At 72.0% G+C, this 24765-nt stretch carries 18 protein-coding genes; 13 read left to right on the top strand and 5 right to left on the bottom strand.

The window, feature by feature from the left end:
* The first annotated feature begins 351 nt into the window (after nucleotides 1–351).
* The 4 genes from ACFIF2_RS16740 to ACFIF2_RS16755 all read left to right on the top strand — a co-directional run bounded on the left by ACFIF2_RS16740 (nucleotide 352) and on the right by ACFIF2_RS16755 (nucleotide 6629).
* A complete protein-coding gene (locus ACFIF2_RS16740) occupies nucleotides 352–1683 on the top strand; it encodes an aminotransferase class III-fold pyridoxal phosphate-dependent enzyme (RefSeq protein WP_395573436.1) in 1332 nt (443 codons plus the stop codon).
* 80 nt (nucleotides 1684–1763) lie between these two features.
* Nucleotides 1764–3689, top strand: coding sequence for an IucA/IucC family protein (locus tag ACFIF2_RS16745; protein ID WP_395573437.1), 1926 nt, complete (start codon nucleotides 1764–1766; stop codon nucleotides 3687–3689).
* A gap of 66 nt (nucleotides 3690–3755) precedes the next feature.
* Nucleotides 3756–4472 (top strand): GNAT family N-acetyltransferase, encoded by a 717-nt coding sequence (locus tag ACFIF2_RS16750; protein ID WP_395573438.1) that lies wholly within the window; start codon nucleotides 3756–3758, stop codon nucleotides 4470–4472.
* Nucleotides 4473–4652: 180 nt separating this feature from the next.
* Nucleotides 4653–6629 carry an ATP-dependent DNA helicase gene (locus ACFIF2_RS16755; RefSeq protein WP_395573439.1) on the top strand — a complete coding sequence of 659 codons (1977 nt, stop codon included), beginning with the start codon at nucleotides 4653–4655 and terminating at the stop codon, nucleotides 6627–6629.
* A gap of 146 nt (nucleotides 6630–6775) precedes the next feature.
* Here ACFIF2_RS16755 and lexA read toward each other — a convergent pair whose 3' ends face one another.
* The gene (gene lexA / locus ACFIF2_RS16760; RefSeq protein WP_395573440.1) at nucleotides 6776–7552 is read right to left on the bottom strand and encodes a transcriptional repressor LexA; all 777 of its coding nucleotides are present in this window, start codon (nucleotides 7550–7552) and stop codon (nucleotides 6776–6778) included.
* A 565-nt stretch (nucleotides 7553–8117) separates the two neighbouring features.
* Between lexA and nrdR the strand changes: the two genes are divergently transcribed.
* Nucleotides 8118–8669 (top strand): transcriptional regulator NrdR, encoded by a 552-nt coding sequence (nrdR, locus tag ACFIF2_RS16765; protein ID WP_395573441.1) that lies wholly within the window; start codon nucleotides 8118–8120, stop codon nucleotides 8667–8669.
* 168 nt (nucleotides 8670–8837) lie between these two features.
* The gene (locus ACFIF2_RS16770; RefSeq protein WP_395573442.1) at nucleotides 8838–11741 is read left to right on the top strand and encodes a vitamin B12-dependent ribonucleotide reductase; all 2904 of its coding nucleotides are present in this window, start codon (nucleotides 8838–8840) and stop codon (nucleotides 11739–11741) included.
* Between the two features lie 356 nt (nucleotides 11742–12097).
* Here the strand turns inward: ACFIF2_RS16770 and ACFIF2_RS16775 are convergent, their stop codons facing one another.
* Nucleotides 12098–12631, bottom strand: a complete 534-nt coding sequence (locus ACFIF2_RS16775; RefSeq protein WP_395573443.1) for a TerD family protein — start codon at nucleotides 12629–12631, stop codon at nucleotides 12098–12100.
* 157 nt (nucleotides 12632–12788) lie between these two features.
* Here ACFIF2_RS16775 and ACFIF2_RS16780 point away from each other — a divergent pair, with 157 nt between their 5' ends.
* From ACFIF2_RS16780 to ACFIF2_RS16790, 3 genes are all read left to right on the top strand, one after another.
* Nucleotides 12789–13394 (top strand): YdbC family protein, encoded by a 606-nt coding sequence (locus ACFIF2_RS16780; protein ID WP_395573444.1) that lies wholly within the window; start codon nucleotides 12789–12791, stop codon nucleotides 13392–13394.
* A gap of 111 nt (nucleotides 13395–13505) precedes the next feature.
* Nucleotides 13506–14165 (top strand): histidine phosphatase family protein, encoded by a 660-nt coding sequence (locus ACFIF2_RS16785; RefSeq protein ID WP_395573445.1) that lies wholly within the window; start codon nucleotides 13506–13508, stop codon nucleotides 14163–14165.
* A gap of 12 nt (nucleotides 14166–14177) precedes the next feature.
* Nucleotides 14178–15092 carry an ADP-ribosylglycohydrolase family protein gene (locus ACFIF2_RS16790; RefSeq protein ID WP_395573446.1) on the top strand — a complete coding sequence of 305 codons (915 nt, stop codon included), beginning with the start codon at nucleotides 14178–14180 and terminating at the stop codon, nucleotides 15090–15092.
* Nucleotides 15093–15406: 314 nt separating this feature from the next.
* On the opposite strand, the gene ACFIF2_RS16795 is transcribed toward ACFIF2_RS16790, so the two are convergent.
* Nucleotides 15407–16954: an MFS transporter gene (locus ACFIF2_RS16795; RefSeq protein ID WP_395573565.1), complete on the bottom strand. Its 1548-nt coding sequence runs from the start codon at nucleotides 16952–16954 to the stop codon at nucleotides 15407–15409.
* Between the two features lie 178 nt (nucleotides 16955–17132).
* On the opposite strand from ACFIF2_RS16795, the gene ACFIF2_RS16800 reads away from it, so the two are divergent.
* The 3 genes from ACFIF2_RS16800 to ACFIF2_RS16810 all read left to right on the top strand — a co-directional run bounded on the left by ACFIF2_RS16800 (nucleotide 17133) and on the right by ACFIF2_RS16810 (nucleotide 19246).
* Complete coding sequence (locus ACFIF2_RS16800; RefSeq protein WP_395573447.1) at nucleotides 17133–17753, top strand: TetR/AcrR family transcriptional regulator; 621 nt, start codon at nucleotides 17133–17135, stop codon at nucleotides 17751–17753.
* A gap of 81 nt (nucleotides 17754–17834) precedes the next feature.
* The gene (locus tag ACFIF2_RS16805) at nucleotides 17835–18536 is read left to right on the top strand and encodes a ribonuclease HII (RefSeq protein WP_395573448.1); all 702 of its coding nucleotides are present in this window, start codon (nucleotides 17835–17837) and stop codon (nucleotides 18534–18536) included.
* A 68-nt stretch (nucleotides 18537–18604) separates the two neighbouring features.
* A complete protein-coding gene (locus ACFIF2_RS16810; RefSeq protein ID WP_395573449.1) occupies nucleotides 18605–19246 on the top strand; it encodes a hypothetical protein in 642 nt (213 codons plus the stop codon).
* Between the two features lie 354 nt (nucleotides 19247–19600).
* Here the strand turns inward: ACFIF2_RS16810 and ACFIF2_RS16815 are convergent, their stop codons facing one another.
* Both ACFIF2_RS16815 and ACFIF2_RS16820 read right to left on the bottom strand, forming a co-directional pair.
* The gene (locus ACFIF2_RS16815; RefSeq protein ID WP_395573450.1) at nucleotides 19601–20215 is read right to left on the bottom strand and encodes a hypothetical protein; all 615 of its coding nucleotides are present in this window, start codon (nucleotides 20213–20215) and stop codon (nucleotides 19601–19603) included.
* Between the two features lie 282 nt (nucleotides 20216–20497).
* Nucleotides 20498–22663 carry a RecQ family ATP-dependent DNA helicase gene (locus ACFIF2_RS16820; RefSeq protein WP_395573451.1) on the bottom strand — a complete coding sequence of 722 codons (2166 nt, stop codon included), beginning with the start codon at nucleotides 22661–22663 and terminating at the stop codon, nucleotides 20498–20500.
* 155 nt (nucleotides 22664–22818) lie between these two features.
* Between ACFIF2_RS16820 and ACFIF2_RS16825 the strand changes: the two genes are divergently transcribed.
* Complete coding sequence (locus tag ACFIF2_RS16825) at nucleotides 22819–24399, top strand: DUF4192 domain-containing protein (RefSeq protein WP_395573452.1); 1581 nt, start codon at nucleotides 22819–22821, stop codon at nucleotides 24397–24399.
* The last annotated feature ends 366 nt before the right edge of the window (nucleotides 24400–24765 follow it).

Genomic DNA, 24765 nt, shown 5'->3' on the forward strand with positions numbered 1-24765 from the left:
GGGAGTCTCCGGGCAACCCGTAACCCCGTGGACGGTCCGCGGTTGGTAGCGGTGGGGGCGACCGTCCGGGCGCGGTCCCCCGTGCCGAGGGCGACCGACACGTCGGCGCGTCCGGACAGCGGGAGGTCGGGAGCCGTGGCGGAAGGCGCGTACGGGGGGTCTGGGGGTCCTGCGGGAACGACGGGTCCGGCGGGATCGGTGGGAACGGCGGGTCCGGTGGGAACGGCGGGTCCGGTGGGAACGGCGGATCCGGTGGGAAGGGTGGCTCCGGTGGGAACGACGGCTCCGGTGGGAACGGCGGGCCAGGCGGGGCCCGTCCGTGAGCCGCACGCGCCGGATCCCCGCGCGCAGGTGAGCGCTCCGAAGCGCCAGGCGGCGCGTGAATCCGCCGCACGCACCTACGCGCGCTCCCTTCCCGTGGTTCCGGTCAGGGCCCGGGGGCTCACCATCGAGGGCGCCGACGGACGCCGTTACCTCGACTGCGTCTCCGGGGCCGGGACCTTGGCCCTGGGACACAACCACCCGGTCGTGCTGGAAGCCGTCCGCAAGGTCCTCGACTCGGGCGCCCCCTTGCAGGTCATGGACCTCACCACCCCCGTCGAGGACGCGTTCGTCACCGAGTTGCTGCGTACCCTGCCGCCCGGGCTGGCCGACCGCGCGCGCGTGCGGTTCTGCGGACCGGCGGGCGCGGAACCCCTCGCCACCGCCGCCGGACTGGTCCGCGCCGCCACCGGACGGAACCGGGTGATCGCCTTCACCGACGCCCACGGGGCGGTCACCGAAGCGTGCGCGGACCCCGGCGACGTCTGCTCCCCGCGGTTCGAGCGCGTGCCGTACCCGCGGGAGCGGCACCGCACGTCCGAGGACGACGGCGAACGCGGGGCCGAACCCGCCCCACACTGGGCCGAGTCCGTCCTCGATGACCGGCGGGCGGGATCGGTACCGCCCGCCGGGGTGATCCTGGAAGCCGTGCGTGGCGAAGGCGGTGTGCTGCCCGTACCGGACGCCTGGATGCGGCGTGTGCGCCGCGTCACCGCGGACCGTTCCGTCCCGCTGATCGCCGACGAGACCGACACGGGCGTCGGTTGGACCGGTGCCTTCTGGGCGGTCGGGCACAGCGGAGTCGTCCCCGACGTGCTGGTCCTCTCCAAGGCGATCGGCGGCAGCCTCCCCTTGGCCGCGGTCGTGCACAGCGACGACTTCCCCGCCGGTGAGTCCGGCGCCGGTGCGTTCCGCGGCAACCAACTCGCCCTGGCCGCGGGCGCGGCGACCCTCGCCCACGTCCGCGAGCACCGCCTCGCCGAGCACGCCGCCGCGCTGGGGCGCGGGATGCTGGCGCGGTTGAGCGGCCTGGCCGCGGAGTTCTCGTGCGTCGGTGAAGTCCGCGGGCGGGGACTGATGATCGGGATCGAGCTGACCGCGCCGGACGGGCCGTGCGACGCGACCGGCGGCGGTGGCGCCTGCCCCCGCACCGCCGCCGCCCTCCGACGCGCGTGTCTGGACCGCGGGTTGATCGTGGACGTCACGGGCCCGTCCGCCAACGTCGTAGGCCTGCGGCCGCCGTTGATCGTCACCGAAGAGCAGACGACCGCGGTCCTGGACCGGCTCACCGACGCCCTGGCGGCCGTGGACCGAGACCCCGGTGACCACGCCGCGCCCCGGGGGACACGCGCCCCGCGCTGAGATCCACCACCCAGCACGTCACGCACAGCACGTCATCGCACAGCACCCTCACCACCCAGCACAGCACCTCGCGAGGAACCGTGTCGCACATCGATGCCCTGCCCGAGCAGGCACCCGCCGCCGACCCTGCCCCCGCAACCGTACGGGTCCCCGAACCCCGGTCGGCGGCTCGCGCGGACGGACCCGGCCCGTACGCCGCCGCCCAGAACGCGGCCGTGGAGAACCTGCTCCGCTGCTGGGTCCGCGAGACCAACGCGCCCGCGCCCGAAGCAGGCGTCCTCCACGTACCGCTCCCGGCCAGTGGCACGCGCCTCGCCGTCCCCGTCCACTACTGGTCGCCGACCGGGCGGCACCGCTTCGGCCCCCCGAGCCTGGCCGGCGCTCCCTCCTCGGCACCGCCGGTGGACGCCGTCACGGTCGCCGCGCTGCTCGTACGGGAGACGTCGGGCGGAGCGTCCCGGGAGGGGACCGACCTCGTGGCGCGCGTCGCGGACTCCGTCCGTCGTACGGCCCTGTTCCTCCTGGAACGCGGAGAGCCGCGGGAAGCGCGGGAGCCGCGAGAGCGCCCGCCAAAGGATGCGCGGCTCCCGGACGGGGGCGACCGCTTCCTCGCCGCCGAGCAGGCGTTGCTCCTCGGGCATCCGCTGCACCCCACCCCGAAGAGCCGCGAGGGGCTCACCGAGGCGGAGACGCGGCTGTACTCACCCGAACTGCGCGGCTCCTTCCCGCTGCACTGGGTGGCCGTCGCCCCCTCCGTCCTCGCGACCGACTCGGCCTGGACCGAACGAGGCCGGCCGGTCTCCGCGCCCCGGCTCACCGCACGCCTCGCCGGCGACGGGCCGACACCTCCGGACGGGCACGCGCTGCTCCCCGTGCACCCCTGGCAGTTCCGCGCCCTGTCGCACCGACCGGAGGTTCAGGCCCTGATGGAGGCGGGCCTGCTCAGGGACCTCGGTGCGCGGGGAACTCGCTGGCACCCCACCTCTTCCCTGCGGACCGTCCACCGCACCGGTTCCCCGGCCATGCTCAAGCTCTCGCTCGCGCTGAACATCACCAACTCCCGCCGGGAGAACCTCCGCAAGGAACTGCACCGCGGAGTCGAGGTCCACCGCCTGCTGCGCGGCGGCCTGGGCCGCCAGTGGCAGGCGGCCCACCCGGACTTCGACATCGTCCGCGACCCCGCCTGGCTCGCCGTCGACGGACCGGACGGCGAGCCCGTGCACGGGCTGGACGCCATCGTCCGGCACAACCCGTTCCGGCCCTCGGACGACGTCTCCTGCGTGGCCGGGCTCGTCGAGCCGCGTGACGTCCTGAGCGCGGACGGGCCCGGCGGACCGCGATCGCCCGCGCGCGCGGAGGACGCCGAGGGGCGTGCCGCCCGCGCCTCCCACTCCCGGCTGGCCGAGGTGGTGACACGACTCGCCGGGCGGACCGGCCGCCCCCGCGCGGCCGTCGCGGCCGAGTGGTTCCTGCGCTACCTCCACCACGTCGTACGTCCCGTTCTGTGGCTGGACGCGCACGCCGGGATCGCCCTGGAGGCGCACCAGCAGAACACCCTCCTCCTGCTGGACGGCGACGGCTGGCCCGCCGGCGGACGCTACCGCGACAACCAGGGCTACTACTTCCGCGCGTCACGGCGGGCGGAACTCGATGCCCGGTTGCCCGGCATCGGCGAGCACAGTGACACGTTCGTCGCCGACGAGGTCGCCGACGAGCGCTTCGCCTACTACCTCGCCGTCAACAACGTGTTCGGTCTCATCGGCGCCTTCGGATCCCAGCACCTCGCCGACGAACGACTGCTGCTCGCGGCCTTCCGCCGCTTCCTCCGCGCCCTCGCCTCGGGCCCCGCCCCTCGGTGCGGTCACCTGCCCGCACACCTTCTCGACTCGCCCGTACTGCGCTGCAAGGCCAACCTGCTGACCCGCCTGCACGGCCTCGACGAACTCGTCGGTCCCGTCGACTCGCAGTCCGTCTACGTGACCATCGCCAACCCGCTGCACGCCTGAGCGCGCCGCGTCCCGCCCCCCTTCACCCGCCCTTTTCCGCCCTCCCTCTCCCGAAGGAGCGACACCGTGGCTTCCACCGACGCCGGCGCCGACGACACGCTGGACCTGCATCTGCCCGCGGAGTTCCTCGCCCTCCTCGGCGAGCGGGGGAGCGCCTCCGCCCGGGAGGGGGCACCGGGCGCCGACGTCGACCTGCTGGACGGTGTCGGCGGCTGGGGGCCCGTCGACACCCCGGCGGGAGCCTTCCGCCTGGTGCCCGTCCGCCTCGAAGGGCACCTTGAAGGGCACCTCGAAGGGCACATCCCCCTCATTGCCCGCTGGATGAACGACCCGGCCGTCGCCGCGTTCTGGGAGCTGGCCGGAGCACGGAGCGTGACCGAGCACCACCTACGGTCGCAGGTCGCGGGGGACGGACGCAGCGTCCCGTGCGTCGGTGAACTGGAGGGGGTGCCGATGAGCTACTGGGAGATCTACCGGGCCGACCTCGACCCGCTGGCCCGGCACTGTCCCGTCCGTCCGCACGACACCGGCCTCCACCTCCTGATCGGCGATGCCGCCGACCGGGGGCGGGGCATCGGGACCGTGCTCATCAGGTCCGTCGCCGACCTGGTCCTCGCCCGGCGGCCCGCCTGCACGCGCGTGCTCGCCGAACCCGACGTCCGGAACACGGCCTCGATCGCCGCGTTCCGCGCCGCCGGGTTCCGCCGCGCCGCCGAGATCGACCTGCCCGCCAAGCGAGCCGCCCTCATGGTCCGCGAACGCACGCCGCGCGCGCAGCCGTAGCGCCGTGCCACCCCCGGCCCCCGCTCTCGCTCTCTCCATGCCCTCAGCCCTCATACGCCCAGGAGCCCCTTCCGTGACGCCTCACGCCCGTCATGACCCTCACGCCTCGCGCTCCCCGCAGCCCCGTCCGTCTCTGGCGCCCGCCCGTTTGTCAGTCCTGGGCCGTAGGGTGGTCGCGCTATGACGAAGCCCTCACTCCCCGAACTCCTGCACGCCGCCGTCGCCGCCGTCGGCGGCACGGAGCGCCCCGGCCAGGTGGCCATGGCCGAAGCCGTCGAGGAAGCCATCGACAGCGGCTCCCACCTGCTGGTCCAGGCCGGCACCGGCACCGGAAAGTCCCTGGGCTACCTGGTGCCCGCCCTGGCGCACGGGGAGAGGGTCGTCGTGGCCACCGCGACCCTCGCCCTCCAGCGCCAGCTGGTCGAGCGCGACCTGCCCCGCACGGTCGACGCGCTCCATCCCCAGCTGCGCCGCCGGCCGGAGTTCGCGATGCTCAAGGGCAGGTCGAACTACCTCTGCCTGCACCGGCTCCACGAGGGAGTCCCGCAGGACGAGGAAGAGGGCCTCTTCGACCAGTTCGAGGCCGCCGCCCCCACCAGCAAGCTGGGCCAGGACCTGCTGCGGATGCGTGACTGGGCGGACGAGACCGAGACCGGCGACCGCGACGACCTCACGCCGGGCGTGTCCGACCGGGCCTGGTCGCAGGTGTCGGTGTCCTCCCGCGAGTGCCTGGGCGCCTCGAAGTGCGCCTACGGCGCCGAGTGCTTCGCCGAGATGGCCCGCGAGCGTGCCAAGCTGTCCGAGGTCGTCGTCACCAACCACGCGCTGCTGGCCATCGACGCCATCGAGGGCGCCCCCGTCCTGCCCCAGCACGAGGTGCTGATCGTCGACGAGGCGCACGAGCTGGTCTCCCGCGTCACCGGGGTCGCCACCGGCGAGCTCACCCCCGGCCAGGTCAACCGCGCGGTGCGGCGGGCCGCGAAGCTGGTCAACGAGAAGGCCGCCGACCAGCTCCAGACCGCCTCCGAGGGCTTCGAGCGGCTGATGGAGCTGGCGCTGCCCGGCCGCCTGGAGGAGATCCCGGAGGACCTCGGTTACGCGCTGATGGCGCTGCGCGACGCCTGTCGTACGGTCATCTCCGCGATCGGTGCGACCCGCGACAAGTCCGTGCAGGACGAGGACGCCGTCCGCAAGCAGGCGCTGGCCTCGGTGGAGTCCGTGCACGACGTGGCCGAGCGGATCACCAACGGCTCCGAATGGGACGTCGTCTGGTACGAGCGGCACGACCGTTTCGGTGCCTCGCTGCGGGTCGCCCCCATGTCCGTCTCGGGGCTGCTGCGCGAGAAGCTCTTCACCGACCGCTCGGTCGTCCTGACCTCGGCGACCCTGAAGCTGGGCGGCGACTTCAACGGCGTCGGGGCCTCCCTGGGGCTCGCCCCCGAGGGGACCGAGGGCGACGACGTGCCCCAGTGGAAGGGCGTCGACGTCGGCTCGCCCTTCGACTACCGCAAGCAGGGCATCCTCTACGTCGCCAAGCACCTGGCACGCCCGGCGCGCGACGGCGACCGCGGCGACATGCTCGACGAGCTGACGGAGCTGGTCCAGGCGGCGGGCGGCCGCACGCTGGGGCTCTTCTCCTCGATGCGGGCCGCCCAGCTGGCCGCCGAGGAGCTGCGCTCGCGCATCCCGGAGTACCCGATCCTCCTCCAGGGCGAGGAGACGCTCGGCGAGCTGATCAAGAACTTCGCGGCCGATCCGCAGACCTGCCTCTTCGGGACGCTGTCGCTCTGGCAGGGTGTGGACGTCCCCGGGCCGAGCTGTCAGCTGGTCGTCATGGACAAGATCCCGTTCCCGCGCCCGGACGACCCGTTGATGAGCGCCCGCCAGAAGGCGGTGGAGGAGGCGGGCGGCAACGGCTTCATGGCGGTCGCGGCCACGCACGCCGCGCTGCTGATGGCGCAGGGCGCGGGCCGGCTCGTACGGGCCTCGGGCGACCGTGGCGTGGTCGCCGTACTGGACCAGCGACTGGCGACGGCCCGCTACGGGAGTTATCTCAAGGCGTCGCTGCCGGACTTCTGGTTCACCACGGACCGGAATCAGGTCCGCAGGTCGCTCGCGGCCATCGACGCGGCCGCGCGGGAGGCAGAGGGCGACTGACCGAGGCCCTCCCTCCCGAGGGGCGGGCCTCGGCGCCGGTCACCGGGTGGTTCCGCACAGAGCGGAGCCCCGGAACCGGCGCAGAGGTTCCGGGGCCCGGTCGGGTCGGCGGGTCGCTCTTGTAGAGCACCCGCCCGCCGTGGCGCTCAGACGCGGCGCAGTACGGCCACCACCTTGCCGAGGATGGTCGCGTCATCACCGGGGATGGGCTCGTAAGCGGCGTTGTGCGGGAGGAGCCAGACGTGGCCGTCCTCGCGCTTGAAGCGCTTGACGGTGGCCTCGCCGTCGAGCATCGCGGCCACGATGTCGCCGTTCTCGGCGACCGGCTGGCGGCGGACCGTGACCCAGTCGCCGTCGCAGATGGCGGCCTCGATCATCGAGTCGCCGACGACCTTCAGCACGAACAGCTCACCGTCACCGACCAGCTGGCGGGGGAGGGGGAAGACGTCCTCGACGGACTCCTCGGCGAGGATCGGACCACCGGCGGCGATGCGCCCGACCAGCGGCACGTACGACGCGGCGGGCTTGCCCGCGGTGTCCGTGGGCTGCACGGAGGCGGCCTGGTCGGAGCCACGCACCTCGTAGGCGCGCGGGCGGTGCGGGTCGCGTCGCAGGAAGCCCTTGCGCTCCAGCGCCATCAGCTGGTGCGCGACGGACGAGGTGCTGGAAAGCCCGACCGCCTGGCCGATCTCCCGCATCGACGGCGGGTAGCCGCGGCGCTGCACCGAGTCGCGGATGACCTCGATCACCCGGCGCTGACGGTCGGTGAGTCCCGAGCTGTCCGCCCGGATGCCGGGAGGTCGGCCCGGCAGGGAGCGCTTGTGCCCCTCTGGGTTCGTCGCGTCGCTCATGGCGTGCACCGGCTCAGGGCCCTGGGGGCGGTCCTGGGCAGTGATGGTGGCACTGTCGGCGGTGGTGGTCACGTCAGCCCCTCTCGATGGTCTCCCTGCTGCACAACGGTAGTAGCTTTCGAAAGGTTGCGCCAAACACACGTTCGAGTGAAAAAACGCGAATCGCTCGCCCGGATCTCATCTCTGGGTGTATGGCTCTCGCGGTGTCCGTCGGGCAAAAGGTCACATTGCTGTACTCTTCACCGCCGTGGTGACCCCCTCGGGGAGGTTGCTCCAGTCTGCCATCCGGCGTTCCGTTCGACGGGCTGGGCCCCTCATCTGTGCGGTAGTCCCACGTCCCCTCCCCGCGGCGCCCACCGTATCTCCGCATGCTCCAGGGCGACGCGCCCGTGTGCGCGCACGGGCGTCGTGGCGCGGTGACCGTGCGACTCGTATACGCACGGGCGCGACACGCGTGCAGGGCGTGTATGTATGAGCCAATCCCCACATCTAGTGGTTGGATTGCATGAGCAGCCCACAAGTTGTGGTCCCCCGGGTCTTCGGACCCTCCGCGATCGCCTATGCTGGGGGCTGCTTCGGAGGGGCCTGAAGGGTCTTCCGAGGTCATTGAGTCTGCTGTGAGGAGGGTTCGGAGTTCATGCACTGCCCCTTCTGCAGGCACCCCGACAGCCGTGTCGTCGACAGTCGTACGACCGACGACGGCACGTCGATCCGCAGGCGCCGCCAGTGCCCTGACTGCTCCCGTCGCTTCACGACCGTGGAGACGTGCTCGCTCATGGTGGTGAAGCGGTCCGGGGTCACCGAACCGTTCAGCCGCACGAAGATCATCAACGGTGTGCGCAAGGCATGTCAGGGCCGGCCCGTCACCGAGGACGCGCTCGCGCAGCTCGGCCAGCGGGTCGAGGAGGCGGTACGCGCCACCGGGAGTGCCGAGCTGACCACCCACGACGTGGGGCTGGCCATACTCGGCCCGTTGCAGGAACTCGATCTCGTCGCCTATCTGCGGTTCGCCTCCGTCTACCGGGCGTTCGACTCGCTCGAGGACTTCGAGGCCGCGATCGCGGAGCTCAGGGAGGCGACGGGACGTCCCGGCGAGGGCGGCGAGGACGCCGGCTCGGGGAGCCGGGAGAACGACCGCGGGTCCACGGGGGCGGCACAGGTCCCCGAGCCCGCGTCCGCCGCCGACTGACCGGCGGGCCGGTCCCGGACTTCGGCGCCCGGGCCCGGCCGGACGGCGGCGAGAGACAAAAGACCTGTCGCGGGCGGCGCGAAAGATGCCCGCGATACAAGACAGAACACCGTGCCACGGGAACAAGCGGGGCACTTCAGGGCGTTTTCGCCCGTACAGGGAGGCGGCATGACAGAGACGGCGAGCGGTCCGGCACGGAGTTCCCGCGCCAAGGGCACGAAGGCGGGCAAGGGACTCCGCGTCGAGCGCGTCCACACCACTCCCGGCGTCCACCCCTACGACGAGGTGGCGTGGGAGCGTCGTGACGTCGTCATGACCAACTGGCGCGACGGCTCGGTCAACTTCGAGCAGCGTGGCGTCGAGTTCCCCGAGTTCTGGTCGGTGAACGCGGTCAACATCGTCACCAGCAAGTACTTCCGGGGCGCCGTCGGCACCCCGCAGCGCGAGGTGAGCCTGAAGCAGCTCATCGACCGCATCGTGAAGACGTACCGGAAGGCCGGCGAGGACCACAGGTACTTCGCCTCGCCCGCCGACGCCGAGATCTTCGAGCACGAGCTGGCCTACGCCCTCCTGCACCAGATCTTCAGCTTCAACAGCCCCGTGTGGTTCAACGTGGGCACGCCCCAGCCGCAGCAGGTCTCCGCCTGCTTCATCCTGTCCGTCGACGACTCCATGGAGTCGATCCTCGACTGGTACAAGGAAGAGGGCATGATCTTCAAGGGCGGCTCGGGCGCCGGCCTGAACCTCTCCCGGATCCGCTCCTCCAAGGAGCTGCTCTCCTCCGGCGGCAACGCCTCCGGCCCGGTCTCCTTCATGCGCGGCGCCGACGCCTCCGCCGGCACGATCAAGTCCGGTGGCGCCACCCGCCGTGCCGCCAAGATGGTCATCCTCGACGTCGACCACCCCGACATCGAGGACTTCATCGAGACCAAGGTCAAGGAGGAGGAGAAGATCCGCGCCCTGCGCGACGCGGGCTTCGACATGGACCTGGGCGGCGACGACATCACGTCCGTCCAGTACCAGAACGCCAACAACTCGGTCCGCGTGAACGACACCTTCATGCAGGCCGTCCAGGACGGCGGCAAGTTCCCCCTGACGTCCCGCATGACCGGCGAGGTCATCGAGGAGGTCGACGCCAAGTCGCTCTTCCGCAAGATGGCCGAGGCCGCCTGGGCCTGCGCCGACCCGGGCATCCAGTACGACGACACCATCAACCACTGGCACACCTGCCCGGAGTCCGGCCGTATCAACGGCTCGAACCCCTGCAGCGAGTACATGCACCTGGACAACACGTCCTGCAACCTCGCCTCGCTGAACCTGATGAAGTTCCTGAAGGACGACGGCAAGGGCAACCAGTCCTTCGACGTCGAGCGCTTCGCGAAGGTCGTCGAGCTGGTCATCACCGCGATGGACATCTCCATCTGCTTCGCGGACTTCCCGACCCAGAAGATCGGCGAGAACACCCGCGCCTTCCGCCAGCTCGGCATCGGCTACGCCAACCTCGGCGCCCTGCTGATGGCGACCGGCCACGCGTACGACTCCGACGGCGGCCGTGCCCTGGCCGGCGCCATCACCTCCCTGATGACCGGCACGTCGTACAAGCGTTCCGCCGAGCTCGCCGCGATCGTCGGCCCGTACGACGGCTACGCCCGCAACGCGCAGCCGCACCTCAGGGTCATGAAGCAGCACTCCGACGAGAACGCCAAGGCCGTCCGCATGGACGACCTGGACACCCCGATCTGGGCGGCCGCCACCGAGGCCTGGCAGGACGTGCTGCGCCTCGGCGAGAAGAACGGGTTCCGCAACTCCCAGGCGTCCGTCATCGCCCCGACCGGCACCATCGGTCTGGCGATGTCCTGCGACACCACCGGCCTCGAGCCCGACCTCGCCCTGGTCAAGTTCAAGAAGCTGGTCGGCGGCGGCTCGATGCAGATCGTCAACGGCACCGTGCCGCAGGCCCTGCGCCGCCTGGGTTACCACGAGGAGCAGATCGAGGCGATCGTCGCCCACATCGCCGAGCACGGCAACGTGATCGACGCCCCCGGTCTCGCGCACGAGCACTACGAGGTGTTCGACTGCGCCATGGGCGAGCGCTCCATCTCCGCGATGGGCCACGTCCGCATGATGGCCGCGATCCAGCCGTGGATCTCCGGCGCCCTCTCCAAGACGGTCAACCTGCCGGAGACGGCGACCGTCGAGGACGTCGAGGAGGTCTACTTCGAGGCCTGGAAGATGGGCGTCAAGGCGCTCGCCATCTACCGCGACAACTGCAAGGTCGGCCAGCCCCTCTCCGCCAAGACCAAGTCGGTCACGGACGCGGAGAAGGCGGAGGTCACCGAGAAGGCCGAGGCGACCATCCGCGAGACGGTCGAGAAGGTCGTCGAGTACCGCCCGGTCCGCAAGCGCCTGCCGAAGGGACGCCCCGGCATCACCACGTCCTTCACCGTCGGCGGCGCCGAGGGCTACATGACCGCCAACTCCTACCCGGACGACGGTCTCGGCGAGGTCTTCCTGAAGATGTCCAAGCAGGGCTCGACCCTCGCGGGCATGATGGACGCCTTCTCCATCGCGGTCTCCGTCGGCCTCCAGTACGGCGTGCCGCTGGAGACGTACGTCTCGAAGTTCACCAACATGCGCTTCGAGCCGGCCGGCATGACGGACGACCCGGACGTGCGGATGGCGCAGTCGATCGTCGACTACATCTTCCGCCGCCTGGCGCTGGACTTCCTGCCCTTCGAGACGCGCTCCGCGCTCGGCATCCACTCCGCCGAGGAGCGTCAGCGCCACCTGGAGACGGGGTCGTACGAGCCGGCCGACGACGAGGTCGACGTCGAGGGCCTGGCCCAGTCGGCGCCGCGCGCCCAGGAGCTGAAGGCCGTCGTCACGCCGAAGGCCGAGGTCGAGGCGGCCAAGCCCGCCCCGCAGCAGGCGCACACCAGCGCCGAGCTGGTGGAGATGCAGCTGGGCATCCAGGCCGACGCCCCGCTGTGCTTCTCCTGCGGCACGAAGATGCAGCGCGCCGGTTCCTGCTACATCTGCGAGGGCTGCGGCTCGACCAGCGGTTGCAGCTGACCTGACGGGTGATTCCTGACGGGTGATTCCTGAGAGGGGAGGGGTGCTGGTCCTGGACCGGCACCCCTCCCCTCTTTGGGGCTGGGGCGAGGGCCGGGGTGCGGTGAAACCGCTTGTGGCTTGGGCCTCTCTGACCGGGCCGCCGGCTGGTCCGCCGTGGCACCGACCCCTCCTCGGTCACCGTCGGATGCGGTGGCTCGCCGACCACCGGGCGCCGCGGTTGCGGCTGCGCGCCCTTCCCGATCGAGAGCCGTGAGCGCGTGCGTAAGGGGCGTCCGCCAGGGACGAGCGCCCCTTACACAGGGCTGCCGCGTAAGCCTGCCGCGCACGCCTGCCGCGTACGCCTGTCGGCGCCGTCAGGGCCGGCGCGCCGCGCCCATGGTGGCGGCGAAGGCGGCGGGGTCACCGTCGAAGCCGTGCACGCCGGGGCGGAACTCCCACGCCCCCGTCTCGTCCCGGACGAACTCCGCGACGATCGCGGCCGTCGCGTCGAGGACACCGCCGAAGTCGTCCGAGGCCAGGTCGGTGTAGCCCTCCCTGATGCGCAGGCCGGGGTTGCCCACGTCGCCGAAGGTCCGCTCCTCGGTGCGCTGCTGGATGGCGACGCCGACCACCACGCGCGCGTACCGGGCGTCGAGCCGCTCCAGCTCCAGCGTCATGACCTCGTCGAAGCCGAATCCCTTGCCGTCCCGGCTGTCCCGGTTGAGATAGATGGTGCCGTCGGGGGAGCGGCTGTCGAAGTGCACCACGTACGAAGGAGCGCCGTACGGATCGTCCGCGGGATAGGTCCCGGCGACGACGTCCAGGTCGGCGGGCGGCTGCCCCGCCGGACTCGGGTCCCACCGCAGCGCGATCTCGACCTTGCGAATGCCCTTGCTGAGGCCGTTCACAGACTTCCCCTTCCCAGGTCACCCGCCCTGCCCGGCCACCTCAACTGCCGAGCGGTGACGGCCGGTTGTCCATCCTGCCACGCACAGGGGGCCGGGTGCGGGCAAGCGGTCCTCCGGAGAGTGACCCGGGCCACGTTCCTGGCCTTACCATGGCGCGGTGCTGGTCAAGTGGATTCGCTGCACCGTGGTGGACCGCCGCGGGTTCGAGCGGGGGCAGCGAAAGTGGGCGGGGCTTCCGGGGGAGCCGGGTTTTCGGGGGCAAGGGGGTGGCTGGAGCCGGCGGCGTCCGGACGTGGCGAACGTCTTCGCCTTCTGGGAGAGCCGTGCCTTCTACGACTCCTTCATGGCCCGCTCCCACGACCGGCTGGCCTCGGCCCAGGCGGGCACCTTCAAGGACGCGCAGGTCAGACTCTTCGACTACCGGTTCGACGTGAAGACCGGCTTCGAACCCCGTTTCACCGACGCCGACCTGGTGCGGGTGGCCCTCTGCCGCGTCCACGAGGAGCGGGCCGAGCACTACGTGCTCATGCAGGAGAAGGTCTGGAACCCCGCGATGGCCGGCTCGCCCGGCATGGTCCGCGGGCTGTTCGGGGAGGCGCCGGGCCACGAGTACCTGGTGCTCTCCATGTGGCGGTCGGCCGCCGAGCACGGCAAGTACCGCACCGAGCGAGTGGAGCGGCTCTCCCTGCGGGCGCAGACGGAGGCCGACATCGCGGCTCTGACGGGGGACATCGTGCAACTGGAACCCGCGTGGACCATATGAGGCCCTGACCCGCCCGGCGGGCGCCGACCACGGTGTGGAGAGTGTGTGACATACGCCGTACGGGGCCCTTTCGAGTCCTTGGTTCCGCCCGACTCGATCTAGGGTTCTGGCATGGCACGACCACGGCGCATCGTCCTTGTCCGGCACGGCGAGTCGACGGGCAACGTCGATGACACCGTGTACGAACGCGAGCCCGACCACGCGCTGGCCCTCACCGAGCAGGGCCGGGCGGAGGCGGAGGAGACGGGCAGGACGCTGCGCGAGGTGTTCGGACGCGAACGGGTCAGCGTGTACGTCTCCCCGTACCGCCGGACGCACGAGACGCTGGCCGCCTTCCATCTCGACCCCGACCTCATACGCGTACGGGAGGAGCCCCGGCTGCGTGAGCAGGACTGGGGGAACTGGCAGGACCGCGACGACGTACGGCTGCAGAAGGCCTACCGGGACGCCTACGGTCACTTCTTCTACCGCTTCGCCCAGGGCGAGTCCGGTGCCGACGTGTACGACCGGGTCGGAGGCTTCCTGGAGAGTCTGTTCCGCAGCTTCGAGGACCCCGACCACCCGCCGAACGTGCTCCTGGTGACCCATGGCCTGGCCATGCGGCTGTTCTGCATGCGGTGGTTCCACTGGACGGTCGCGGAGTTCGAGTCGCTGTCCAACCCGGGGAACGCCGAGATGCGGATGCTCGTTCTCGGTCAGGACGGCAAGTACACCCTTGACCGGCCCTTCGAACGCTGGCGAGATCCGGAACCGTACGGGATCACCGGATAGAGTGGCAGTGCGATGACCGCTCATTCATCTCCTGACGGGCGCCTCGACCGGGCCCTGTCCAGCCTGCGCGGACTGTCCGTCGGGGACGCGCTGGGCTCACAGTTCTTCGTGCCCGACAACTACCCGCTGCTGAAACGCCGAGAGCTGCCGCCCGGTACCTGGCAGTGGACGGACGACACGGAAATGGCCTGCTCCGTGGTGTCCGTCCTCGCCGCCCACCACCGCATCGACCAGGACGCGCTGGCGCTCTCCTTCGCCCGCCACCACGACTTCGACCGCGGCTACGGCCCGGCGGTCAACCGGCTGCTGCGCCTGGTCCGGGAAGGCGGTGACTGGCGCGAGCTCGCCGCCGCCCTGTTCAACGGCCAGGGATCCTGGGGCAACGGTGCCGCGATGCGGATCGCGCCGCTGGGCGCCTGGTACGCGGACGATCCGGAGCAGGCGACCCACCAGGCGGAGATCTCGGCCTATCCCACGCACCAGCACCGTGAGGCGGTGGTCGGCGCCATGGCGGTCGCCGCGGCCGCCGCGCTGGCCGCGGACCCCGCCGGCCCGCCCACCCCGCACGCGCTCCTCGACGGGGTCATCGCCCTGGTACCGAAGAGCGCGGTCGGCGCCGGACTGCGACGCGCCCGGGACATGCTCGACTACGGCGACGCGGCCACGGTCGCGGCCGTACTGGGCTGCGGCAGGCGGACCACCGCTCACGACACGGTTCCCTTCGCCCTCTGGTCCGCCGCGCGCGCCCTCGGTGACTACGAGCGGGCTTTCTGGACGACCGCCCAGGTCGGTGGCGACGTGGACACGACCTGCGCCATCGCGGGCGGGGTGGTGGCCGCCACAAAGGCGGGAGCGCCCCCGGCCGAGTGGTCGGGACGCGTCGAGGCGCTGCCCGAGTGGATGACGGTGTCAGACACGCCCCAGTGACTGCGTGTCGTGCGTGAACTCTGCGTAGCGCGCGGGAACTCTCCGTGACGGCTTGTCCGTTGTCATGACATCGGCCGTGCGGGCTCGAACCCGGAGCGGCGTCCGCGTGTCACGAGGGGGTGGGAGCGGTGGTTCCATTGGTGCTGTCGGTCGTGCCGCCGGCTCCCGTGCTGTCGGCTCTCGCGCTGCTCGCACGGCTGTTCCGGCTGTCCGACCCGTCGAATCCGTCGCCGGCCGGGAGCGGGCCGGGCGGGTACCGGCGGGCGCGTGCGACGCCCACCGGTGGCTCCCTCTCGGCCCCGGGTGCTCCGCCGTCAGCCGATCCCCGGCCCCGCCGAGCCGGACAGCGCTTCCAGATCGCTCTTGCGCACCCGGATCACCAGCCAGGCCGTGGCCAGGGCGAGTACGGCCATGGCGGCGGCCGGGATGAAGGCCGCCGAGATGCCCTGCGCCAGCACGTCGTGCGCCCACGGCGCCGGCAGCTGGTGGGTCTGCGCGAACTCCGCCTTCTGTTCCGGCGTGCCGTTGGTGAGGAAGTCCTGCACCTGCTTCTCCGCCTCGTCCTTGCCGGCGGTGCCGAACATCGTCGTCAGGATGGCGAGGCCGATCGAACCGCCCACCTGCTGCATCGCGTTGAGCAGGCCGGACGCCGCCCCCGCCTCGTGCTGGGCGACTCCGGAGACCGCGGTCAGCGTCAGCGTCACGAAGTTCAGTCCCATGCCGAGTCCGAAGATCAGCATCGGTCCCAGGACGCCGCCGACGTAGGAGCTGTCGGAGCTGATGAGGGCCTGCCAGCCGAGCCCCACCGCGGCGAGCGCCGAGCCCACGAGCATGAACGGCTTCGGGCCGAAGACCGGCAGGAACCGCTGCGACAGACCCGCGCCGAGCGCGATCACCACCGTGACCGGCAGGAAGGCCAGACCCGCCTGGATGGGCGTGTAGCCCAGCACGTTCTGGACGAACAGCACGATGTAGAAGAACATCCCGAACATCGCGGCGGCCAGGCTCAGCATGATCACGTACGTGCCCGAGCGGTTGCGGTCGGCGAACATCCGCAGCGGAGTGATCGGCTCCTTGGCCCTCGACTCGATGAACGCGAAGGCGAGCAGGAGAACCACCGCGGCCACGAAGGAGCCGATGGTCAGGCTGTCCCGCCAGCCCTCCTCCGCGGCGCGTATGAAGCCGTAGACGAGGGACGCCATGCCTGCGGTGGAGGTCACCGCCCCCGCTATGTCGAAGCGTCCGGAGTGCCGCTGCGACTCGCTGATGTACAGCGGGGTGAGCACCGCGATCAGTATGCCGATCGGCACGTTGACGAAGAGCACCCAGCGCCAGTCGAGCCACTCGGTGAGCATGCCGCCCGCGAGCAGGCCTATGGCGCCACCGCCCGCGGACACGGCGGCGAAGACGCCGAAGGCCCGGTTGCGTTCCGGGCCCTCGGGGAAGGTCGTGGTGATGAGGGCCAGCGACGTGGGCGACGCGATCGCGCCTCCGACGCCCTGCAGCACGCGCGCCGCGAGCAGTTGCCAGGGCTCCTGGGCGAAGCCGCCGAGCAGCGAGGCGAAGGTGAACAGCAGGATGCCGGTCATGAAGACCCGGCGGCGGCCGAGGATGTCACCGGCGCGGCCACCGAGCAGGAGCAGACCGCCGAAGGTCAGGGTGTAGGCGCTGACGACCCAGGTGAGGTCGGTGGTGCTGAAGCTGAGCGCTTCTTGAATGTGCGGGAGAGCGATGTTCACAATCGTCGCGTCGAGTACCACCATGAGTTGGCAGGCCGCGATGACGGTGAGTGCGATGCCGGGGCGCCCCTCCCGGCGGGCGGCTCCCGGCTTTCGGTCTTTGATCAGAGAAGAGGTTGTCACCATGTGTCCCCCACGACTGACATAGTGAACGCTCGCGTTCACTGTTGCTTCAACGTTAGTGACTCCCCGACAGTGAACGCAAGCGTTCACTGAGTGCGCTGTCGCGTGGCCGTCCCCCGTTGTGGCCGCGCGGAGCGCCCCGCGTCCTCGAACAACCCGCTGATCTGGAGCCCTCGACATGGTTGCTTCGCACTGGGTGGCCGCCTCCGCCCAGACACCCTCTCGCCGGCGCGGCGCGGTCCTGGAGCGCGCCATCCTCGACGCCGCGCTGGAACAACTCGGCACCGTCGGCTGGAACGGCCTGACGATGGAGGGTGTGGCCGCCGGCGCCCAGACCGGCAAGGCGGCGGTCTACCGTCGCTGGCCGTCGAAGGAGGACCTCGTGGCCGACGCGCTGCGCTCCGGCCTCCCGCGGTTCGACTCGGTGCCGGATGCGGGGAGCGTGCGCGACGATCTTCTGGCCCTGTGCCTCAGGGCGCGCGACGCGATGTTCTCCAGGTCCGGGCTCGCCCTGCGATCCGTCATTCACGAATGCGACAACGTGCAGGCGGAGCGCTTCCACGCGGTCATCATCAAGGGGGTGGTCGAACCGACCCTCGCGATGCTCCGCGAGGTCATCAACCGTGGAATCGAGCGGGGAGAGGTCCGACGCGACGCGGCGAACGGCTATGTCTTCGACGCCGTCCCCGCGATGATGATGTACCGCTCGAAAATTTGTGGAAGCGAATGGACGGACCAAGAGGTCGAGGAGATGATCGACCGGCTCATGATGCCGTTGTTGCGGCCCGACGGCGCCTGACCGCGGGGCGCGAGCGGCCCGGTCCCGTTCGGGGAACCGGGGTGTCGCCGGAGATCCGGGGCGGCGTAGGCTTAGGGCGTCATGCCGTACGAACCACCTACGCACACCGTCGAGCGCTCTCTCCGCGCCACGACCGGGGCGAAGATCATTGCCGGTGTCGACGAGGTGGGGCGCGGTGCGTGGGCCGGTCCGGTCACCGTCTGCGCCGCGATCACCGGGCTGCGCCGGCCCCCGGCCGGTCTCACCGACTCCAAGCTGCTCACGATCAAGCGACGCACCGCACTCGCGGCGGAGTTGCACAGCTGGGTCACGTCCTATGCCCTGGGGCACGCCTCTCCCGACGAGATCGACGCGTTGGGGATGACCGCGGCGCTGCGACTGGCGGCGGTGCGTGCCCTGGAAGCCCTGCCGGTCCGCCCCGACGCCGTCATCCTCGACGGCAAGCACGACTACCTCGGGGCGCCCTGGCAGGTCCGCACGGTGATCAAGGGCGACCAGTCGTGCGTGGCCGTCGCGGCCGCCTCGGTGCTCGCCAAGGTCCAGCGGGACAAAATGATGGCCGAACTGGGTGTCGACCATGCAGACTTCGGTTTCGCGGACAACGCCGGGTATCCGTCGCCCGTGCACAAGGCCGCGCTGGCGGAGCGGGGCCCCACCCCGTACCACCGGTTGTCGTGGGCGTATCTTGATGCGCTGCCCCAGTGGCGGCACCTCAAGAAGGTCCGCAGTTGGGTGGACGGAAGCGTTCCGGAGATCGAGGGTCAGCTCGGATTCGATTTCTGACGGTTCCGCTCGCAGATATGTGCCACCCGCCGACGCGAGCCGCACCAACGTTTGATAAATATCAGCTCATGCCTCTCATTCCCGAGGAGCCTCAGATTCACGAGAAGGCCCAGGGTCCCCGCGCCACTCCGGCCAGCGGCCGCACCGCGCCGACCCCTCGCCCCGTACCCGGCCCCCGTCCCGTAGCTCCGCCGCGCCCCGGTCGTCCCGGCCCGGCGCGACCGGCGCCGCCGTCGCCACGTGCGTCCCGCGACGCGGCCGCGGCCAAGCCCGGTCCGTCGGGTCCGGCCGCTCCGGCCGCCGTCCCGGCCGCCTCGGCCACCCCGCAGATCCAGCTGATCCCGGCCTCGCCCGAAGGCGCGCTCGACGCCGCCGAGGAGGCCGTGGACCTGCTGCTGGAATCGGGCCGTGCCCCCGGTGACGTGCTGGTGATCACCACCGGCGATCCTCACCCGTGGGCCGCCCACGAACTGTCCTTCGGCGAAGCCGCCTACTGGGCTCAGCACGACGCGGGCGACGACGTCTTCTACGCGGACGCCGCCGTCGCGGACCGTGCCGCGTCGCGAGCCGTGGTCGTGGCCGCGATCAACGGCGGCCCCGAAGCCGCCGCTGTCACCGCCCTGTCCGCGGCCCACTCCCGGGCAGGCGCCCTGCTGATCGTCTGCGGTGACCCGCAGCGGATCAACTCGGTGCTGGGCGCGGGCGTCTGAGTCCGTTCCGCCGCGCGCGGACGCCGGTGTGACCCAGGGGGCCACCGACCGGTCCCCTCTCCGCACGGTGGCTGCTCCGGCGTGCCCGGGCAGCCGACGCGGTGCGGTCGGAGGGGTGGCGTAGACAGACGCCGTGGTGCGCGGCCGGTGGCGGTGGCGTGCGGTCGGCGAGGTGGCGTGCGGATCGCGCGGTGGCGTGCGACTGCGCGGTGGGCGCGGTGGGCGCGGTGGCGCGCCCGTCGGTGCACTGGCGTCGATCAGCGCGGGCGGTGCAAGGCGTGGGTCCGCGGTCGGTACGCAGGGGCCCGTGACGTCCCTGCGCTGGCTCGGAGCGCGCCGTGCCGGTGGCTGGGCTCAGCGAGCCGCCGCGCGGCGCAGGACGTCCGAGGCGACGCCGCCGGTACGCGGTGGCGGGGGCGGCGTCTCCGACGTGGCGAACGGCTCCGGCGCGGACGCCGTGTTGGGCCGGCGCCCGCCGCGGCCTTCGCCCAGCACCTGCCAGCCGTCACGGGTCAGCGTGATGTACGCGCCACAGCGGAGCCCGTGCAACGTGCACGCGTCCCGCAGGCCCCACATCCAGGCGCCGTCCTCCTCCGTCCAACGCGCTTCGCCCTCACGGCAGTAGAGCAGTACGGCGGTACGCACCGGGGTGCGGCGCCGCAGGTCGTGCGGGATGACGCGGCGCAGCTGGGCGAGCAGCGCGTTGCGGAACATCCAGCCGTCGGCCGGGGCCCGTCGGCTGGTGAACGAGGCGCTCGCACGCAGTCGTTCGTCCGGATCCAGAACGGCCACGATCGCGGTCGCCGGCCCCGGCCGGTGCCGCGAGTGCAGTCCGCTGACGACCTCCCGCGGATTGCGCAGCAGCGGGATACCGGCGGCGGCCCATTCCGCCGGTTCGAGCATGCGAGTGGCGGAAGCGGCGGACGACGACAACGACGCCGCCGAGGGCGGAGCGAATCCGAAGGTCACGTTCCTCCCTTCGGCTACGCGCCCATACTGCGGGCGGGGTCGGATTCGGGGGAGCGCGCACCGCAGTGAAGCCCTGCCGGATCACGGACGAGCCGTGCGGGGAGCGGACTCCAATTCTTCCTGTCGAACTGGGCTGCGGCAACGAGCAATTGGGACCGACGACCGATATCGGACGATGCGCGTCCTATATCCCTACCCAGGGAGCGGTCGCACGACGCACGGAACGCACCTCCCACAGCCGCGCGCGGTTCCGGTCGGGCACCGTCCGTCCGGAACAGGCGCTCACCCCTGCACGGCCAGGACCAGTGGCAACACCTCCCGCGCGCCCGCGCGACGGAGCAGCCGGGCCGCCACCGCCAGGGTCCAGCCCGTCTCCGTGCAGTCGTCCACGAGGAGCACCGGGCCCTCCAGGCCGGCGAGCGTGGCGCCGAGGGCCGGCGGTACCGTCAGCGCGCCGTCGAGTGCCTTGAGCCGCTGCGCGCTGTTGCTGCGGGACGCCCTGGGCGCCTCCCCCGTGTACTCGACCGACCCCAGCACCGGCAGCCGGCCGACCTCGGCGATGCGTGCCGCGAGCGACTGGATCAGCTGAGGCCGGGTGTGTGAGGCGACGGTCACCACACCGACGGGACGCGGCCGGGCGTCCGGCGCGCCGGGGGCCCAACCGCCGGGCCCCTTCGCCCAGTCGGCGAGGACCGACACGACGGCGTTCGCGACATCGTCCGGCACCGGACCGTCCGGAGCCTGTGCCGACAGCATCGGCCGTAGCCGGTTGCCCCAGCCGATGTCGGACAGGCGGCCCAACGCCCGGCCCGGACCGGCCTGCTCCGCCGCCGGGATGCGTCCCTTCAGCTCCACGCCGATCGCCGGCAGCCCCGTGGGCCACATGCGGCGCGGCTCCACCTCGACACCGGCCCGTTCCAGGTCGACGCGGGCGGCGTCGAGGGCGTCGGTGGAGGTGTCCGCGGTGAAGCGCGGGCCCGCGCAGTTGTCGCACTGGCCGCAGGGCTTGGCCCCCTCGTCGTCCAACTGGCGTTGCAGGAACTCCATCCGGCAGTCCGTCGTCGAGGCGTAGTCGCGCATCGCCTGCTGCTCGGCCCTCCGCTGCCGCGCGACCCAGTCGTACCGCTCGGCGTCGTATGTCCACGACTGTCCGGTGGCGATCCAGCCGCCCTTGACCCGCTTGACCGCACCGTCCACGTCGAGGACCTTGAGCATGGTCTCCAGGCGGGACCGGCGCAGCTCCACCAACGGCTCCAGGGCGGGCAGGGAGAGGGGCCGTTCGGCGCGCGCGAGGATGTCGAGCGTGCGGCGCACCAGGTCCTCCGGCGGGAAGGCCAGCGAGGCGAAGTACTCCCAGATGGCCTCGTCCTCCTTCCCCGGCAGCAGCAGCACCTCGGCGTGCTCGACACCGCGCCCGGCACGTCCGACCTGCTGGTAGTAGGCGATGGGGGAGGAGGGCGAACCCAGGTGCACGACGAAACCCAGGTCGGGCTTGTCGAAGCCCATGCCCAGCGCCGAGGTGGCGACCAGAGCCTTGACCCGGTTGGCGAGCAGGTCGTCCTCGGCCTGCTGCCGGTCCGCGTTCTCCGTCTTGCCGGTGTAGGAGGCCACGGTGTGGCCGCGCTGCCGCAGGAAGGCGGTGACCTCCTCGGCGGCGGCCACCGTGAGCGTGTAGATGATCCCGGAGCCAGGGAGCCGGTCGAGGTGGTCGGCGAGCCAGGCCATCCGGTGTGCGGCGTCGGACAGCCGCAGCACACCGAGACTCAGGCTCTCCCGGTCCAGCGGGCCACGCAGTACCAGCGCGTCCGAGGTGCCACCGGTGCCGAGCTGGTCGGCCACGTCGGCGGTCACGCGCGCGTTGGCGGTGGCCGTGGTCGCCAGGACGGGCACTCCGGGCGGGAGGTCGGCGAGCATCGTGCGCAGCCGCCGGTAGTCCGGGCGGAAGTCGTGGCCCCAGTCGGAGATGCAGTGGGCCTCGTCCACGACGAGCAGCCCGGTCGCCGCGGAGAGCTTGGGCAGCACCTGGTCGCGGAAGTCCGGGTTGTTGAGCCGCTCGGGGCTCACCAGCAGGACGTCGGCCCCGCCCGCCGCGATCTCGGTCTGGATCGCGTCCCACTCCTCGGTGTTGGAGGAGTTGATGGTCCGGGCGTGGATGCCGGCCCGGGCCGCGGCCTCGACCTGGTTGCGCATCAGCGCCAGCAGGGGGGAGACGATGACCGTGGGCCCCGCGCCGCGCTCGCGCAGCAGCGCGGTCGCCACGAAGTAGACCGCGGACTTGCCCCACCCCGTGCGCTGGACGACCAGGGCACGGCGGCGGTCGGCGACCAGTGCCTCGATCGCCCGCCACTGGTCCTCCCGCAGCCGGGCGGTGCCGGAGGCGTCCCCGACGAGGCGGGCGAGGACCTTGTCTGCCGCTGTCCGGAGATCCGCGTTGCTCGTGTGCTCCATGCGCTCCATACAACAGGACGGGACTGACAGCCGGACGCCGGGCCGGGACCGACGGCCCGCGGGCGGTGGCCGCGGGCACCGGCAGGTGACGTGTCCCTGGCGGGAGTTATCCACAGGCCAAAGCGGAATTCCTTGATCCGCGAGATCGTCGGGCCATGACGAACCACAGCGAAACGACTGGATCTCCCGACGGCGGCGACATCCCCGGGCCCGTGCAGCCGGGCCGAGGACCCCGCACGCCGTACGACAGCCCGGCCGACGAGCACCAGGTCACGCTGCGCACCCCCGCCGAACTGGCCGACGCCCTGCCGTACCTCCTCGGGTACCGCCCCGAGGACAGCATCGTCCTGCTCGCTCTGCGTGACCGGGACGGCCGGGGCCGATTCGGCGGCCGGGCCCGGCTCGGCATCCCGTCGAACGCGGACGACTGGGCGGGCGCGGCCGGACAACTGGTCCACGGCCTCGTGACCGGCAGCGAGCGCCGGGGAGCACGGCCCGAGCAGATGGTCGCCTACCTCTGCCAGGAACCGGCGCCCGGCGAGACCGGCCGACAGGTCATGGAGCGACTGCGTCCGCTGGCCCAGCGACTGCGCGTCGAGTGCGGCGCCCTCGACGTACCCGTGGTCGAGGCGCTGTGCATCTCGGCGGGGCGCTTCTGGTCGTACTGCTGCGACGACCAGGCATGCTGTCCGGTCGAGGGCGTCCCCATGGGCCTGCCGGGCACGTCCGTGCTGGCCGCGGCGGCCACCTACGCGGGCGTCCAGGTACGCGGCTCGCTGAGCGATCTCAGGGCCAGGCTGCTTCCCCGCGAGGACGCCTCTGCGGGCGACCAGCGGACCGCGCTGGACGCGGCGGCCATGACACTGGTCTCCCGGATCCTCGACGCCGCCGGCCGCCCGGACGTCGCGGAGGAGACACTCGGGCTGGCCCAGCGGGTCATGCGGCGCCTCGCCGAGGCCCCGCCGGTGTCCGGCGTCCCCGCCGAGGACCTGCGCGACGACCACCTGCTCGCGCACGACGAGGCGGCGGCGTTGATCCTCGGCCTCCAGGACCGCACGACGCGTGACCGTGCGGCCGAGTGGATGGAGGGCGGTGAGGCGGGTCCCGCGCTCCGCCTCTGGCGTGCCCTGGCCCGTCGCTGCGTCATGCCGTACGGCGAGCACGCGGCCGCTCCGCTCACTCTCGCGGGCTGGGTCGCCTGGTCCACCGGAGACGAACTGGAGGCACGGGAAGCCCTGGCCATGGCGCTCGGGGCGGATCCCGACTACCTGTTCGCCCGGCTCCTGCACCAGGCGTGCAACGAGGGTCTCGACCCCGAGTCGGTCCGCCGCTGTCTGCGCGCGGAGCGCGCGGACCGCGGGAGTGCCTCGGGCAGTTCCCCGGACGCGGGTGAGGCGGTCGGGCCCGTGAGGCCCGAGCCGGCCGACCACCAGCCTGCGCCGCAGCCGCTCTCCGGTCCGCCGCCCGCTCAGCAGCCGCCCTCCGGGCGCCGGCGTCGCGCACGCACCGTCGCCCCGGCCGACGGAGTCCGCCGCCGCGCGAGGGCGCAGAGCCGTGCGGCGGGAACCGCGCGGGTAGTGCGTCCCCGCACTCCCGTGAGCGACGGACGTCCGGGCGCCGCGCGGACCGACCGTACGCGTGCGAACGCCTCGGGGACGAAGGCCACGGACCGGAGGGAAGCCTGCGCGGAGAGGGCACGCGGGGGCGAGTGCGGGACCGAAGGGGGTGGTGCGTGACCTTGACGTGACGATTGGCGGCAGCGCGAGCCGACGCGGGCGTCGGGCCCGGAGGGGGCGGGACAGGAGGCAGGCGCACGGGGGCAGAGCAGGACAGGGCGGGGCGGATGCGGGGTGGTGCTGCGCGACTCCGTGCCGTTGGTGGGCCGGTGTCGTACCCCTCGCGCCGCCGGGGGGTACGGGCAGGGGAGAGCGCGTGCCGTGCTCCCGTCTGTGAGGCGCGAGAGGAAGGACCCGACGCGCGGGGTGTCACGGGCGCTGAGGGCCCCGTTCCCGCCCGCCGGACAACGGGCGGTGCGCCGCGTGACCCGGAGGACATCCGCTCCGTTCACCTGAGTGGCGGAGCGCCCGGACTGCCGGACTGCC

It is taken from the genome of Streptomyces sp. BK79 (genome assembly GCF_044142145.1).
Taxonomy (GTDB): domain Bacteria; phylum Actinomycetota; class Actinomycetes; order Streptomycetales; family Streptomycetaceae; genus Streptomyces.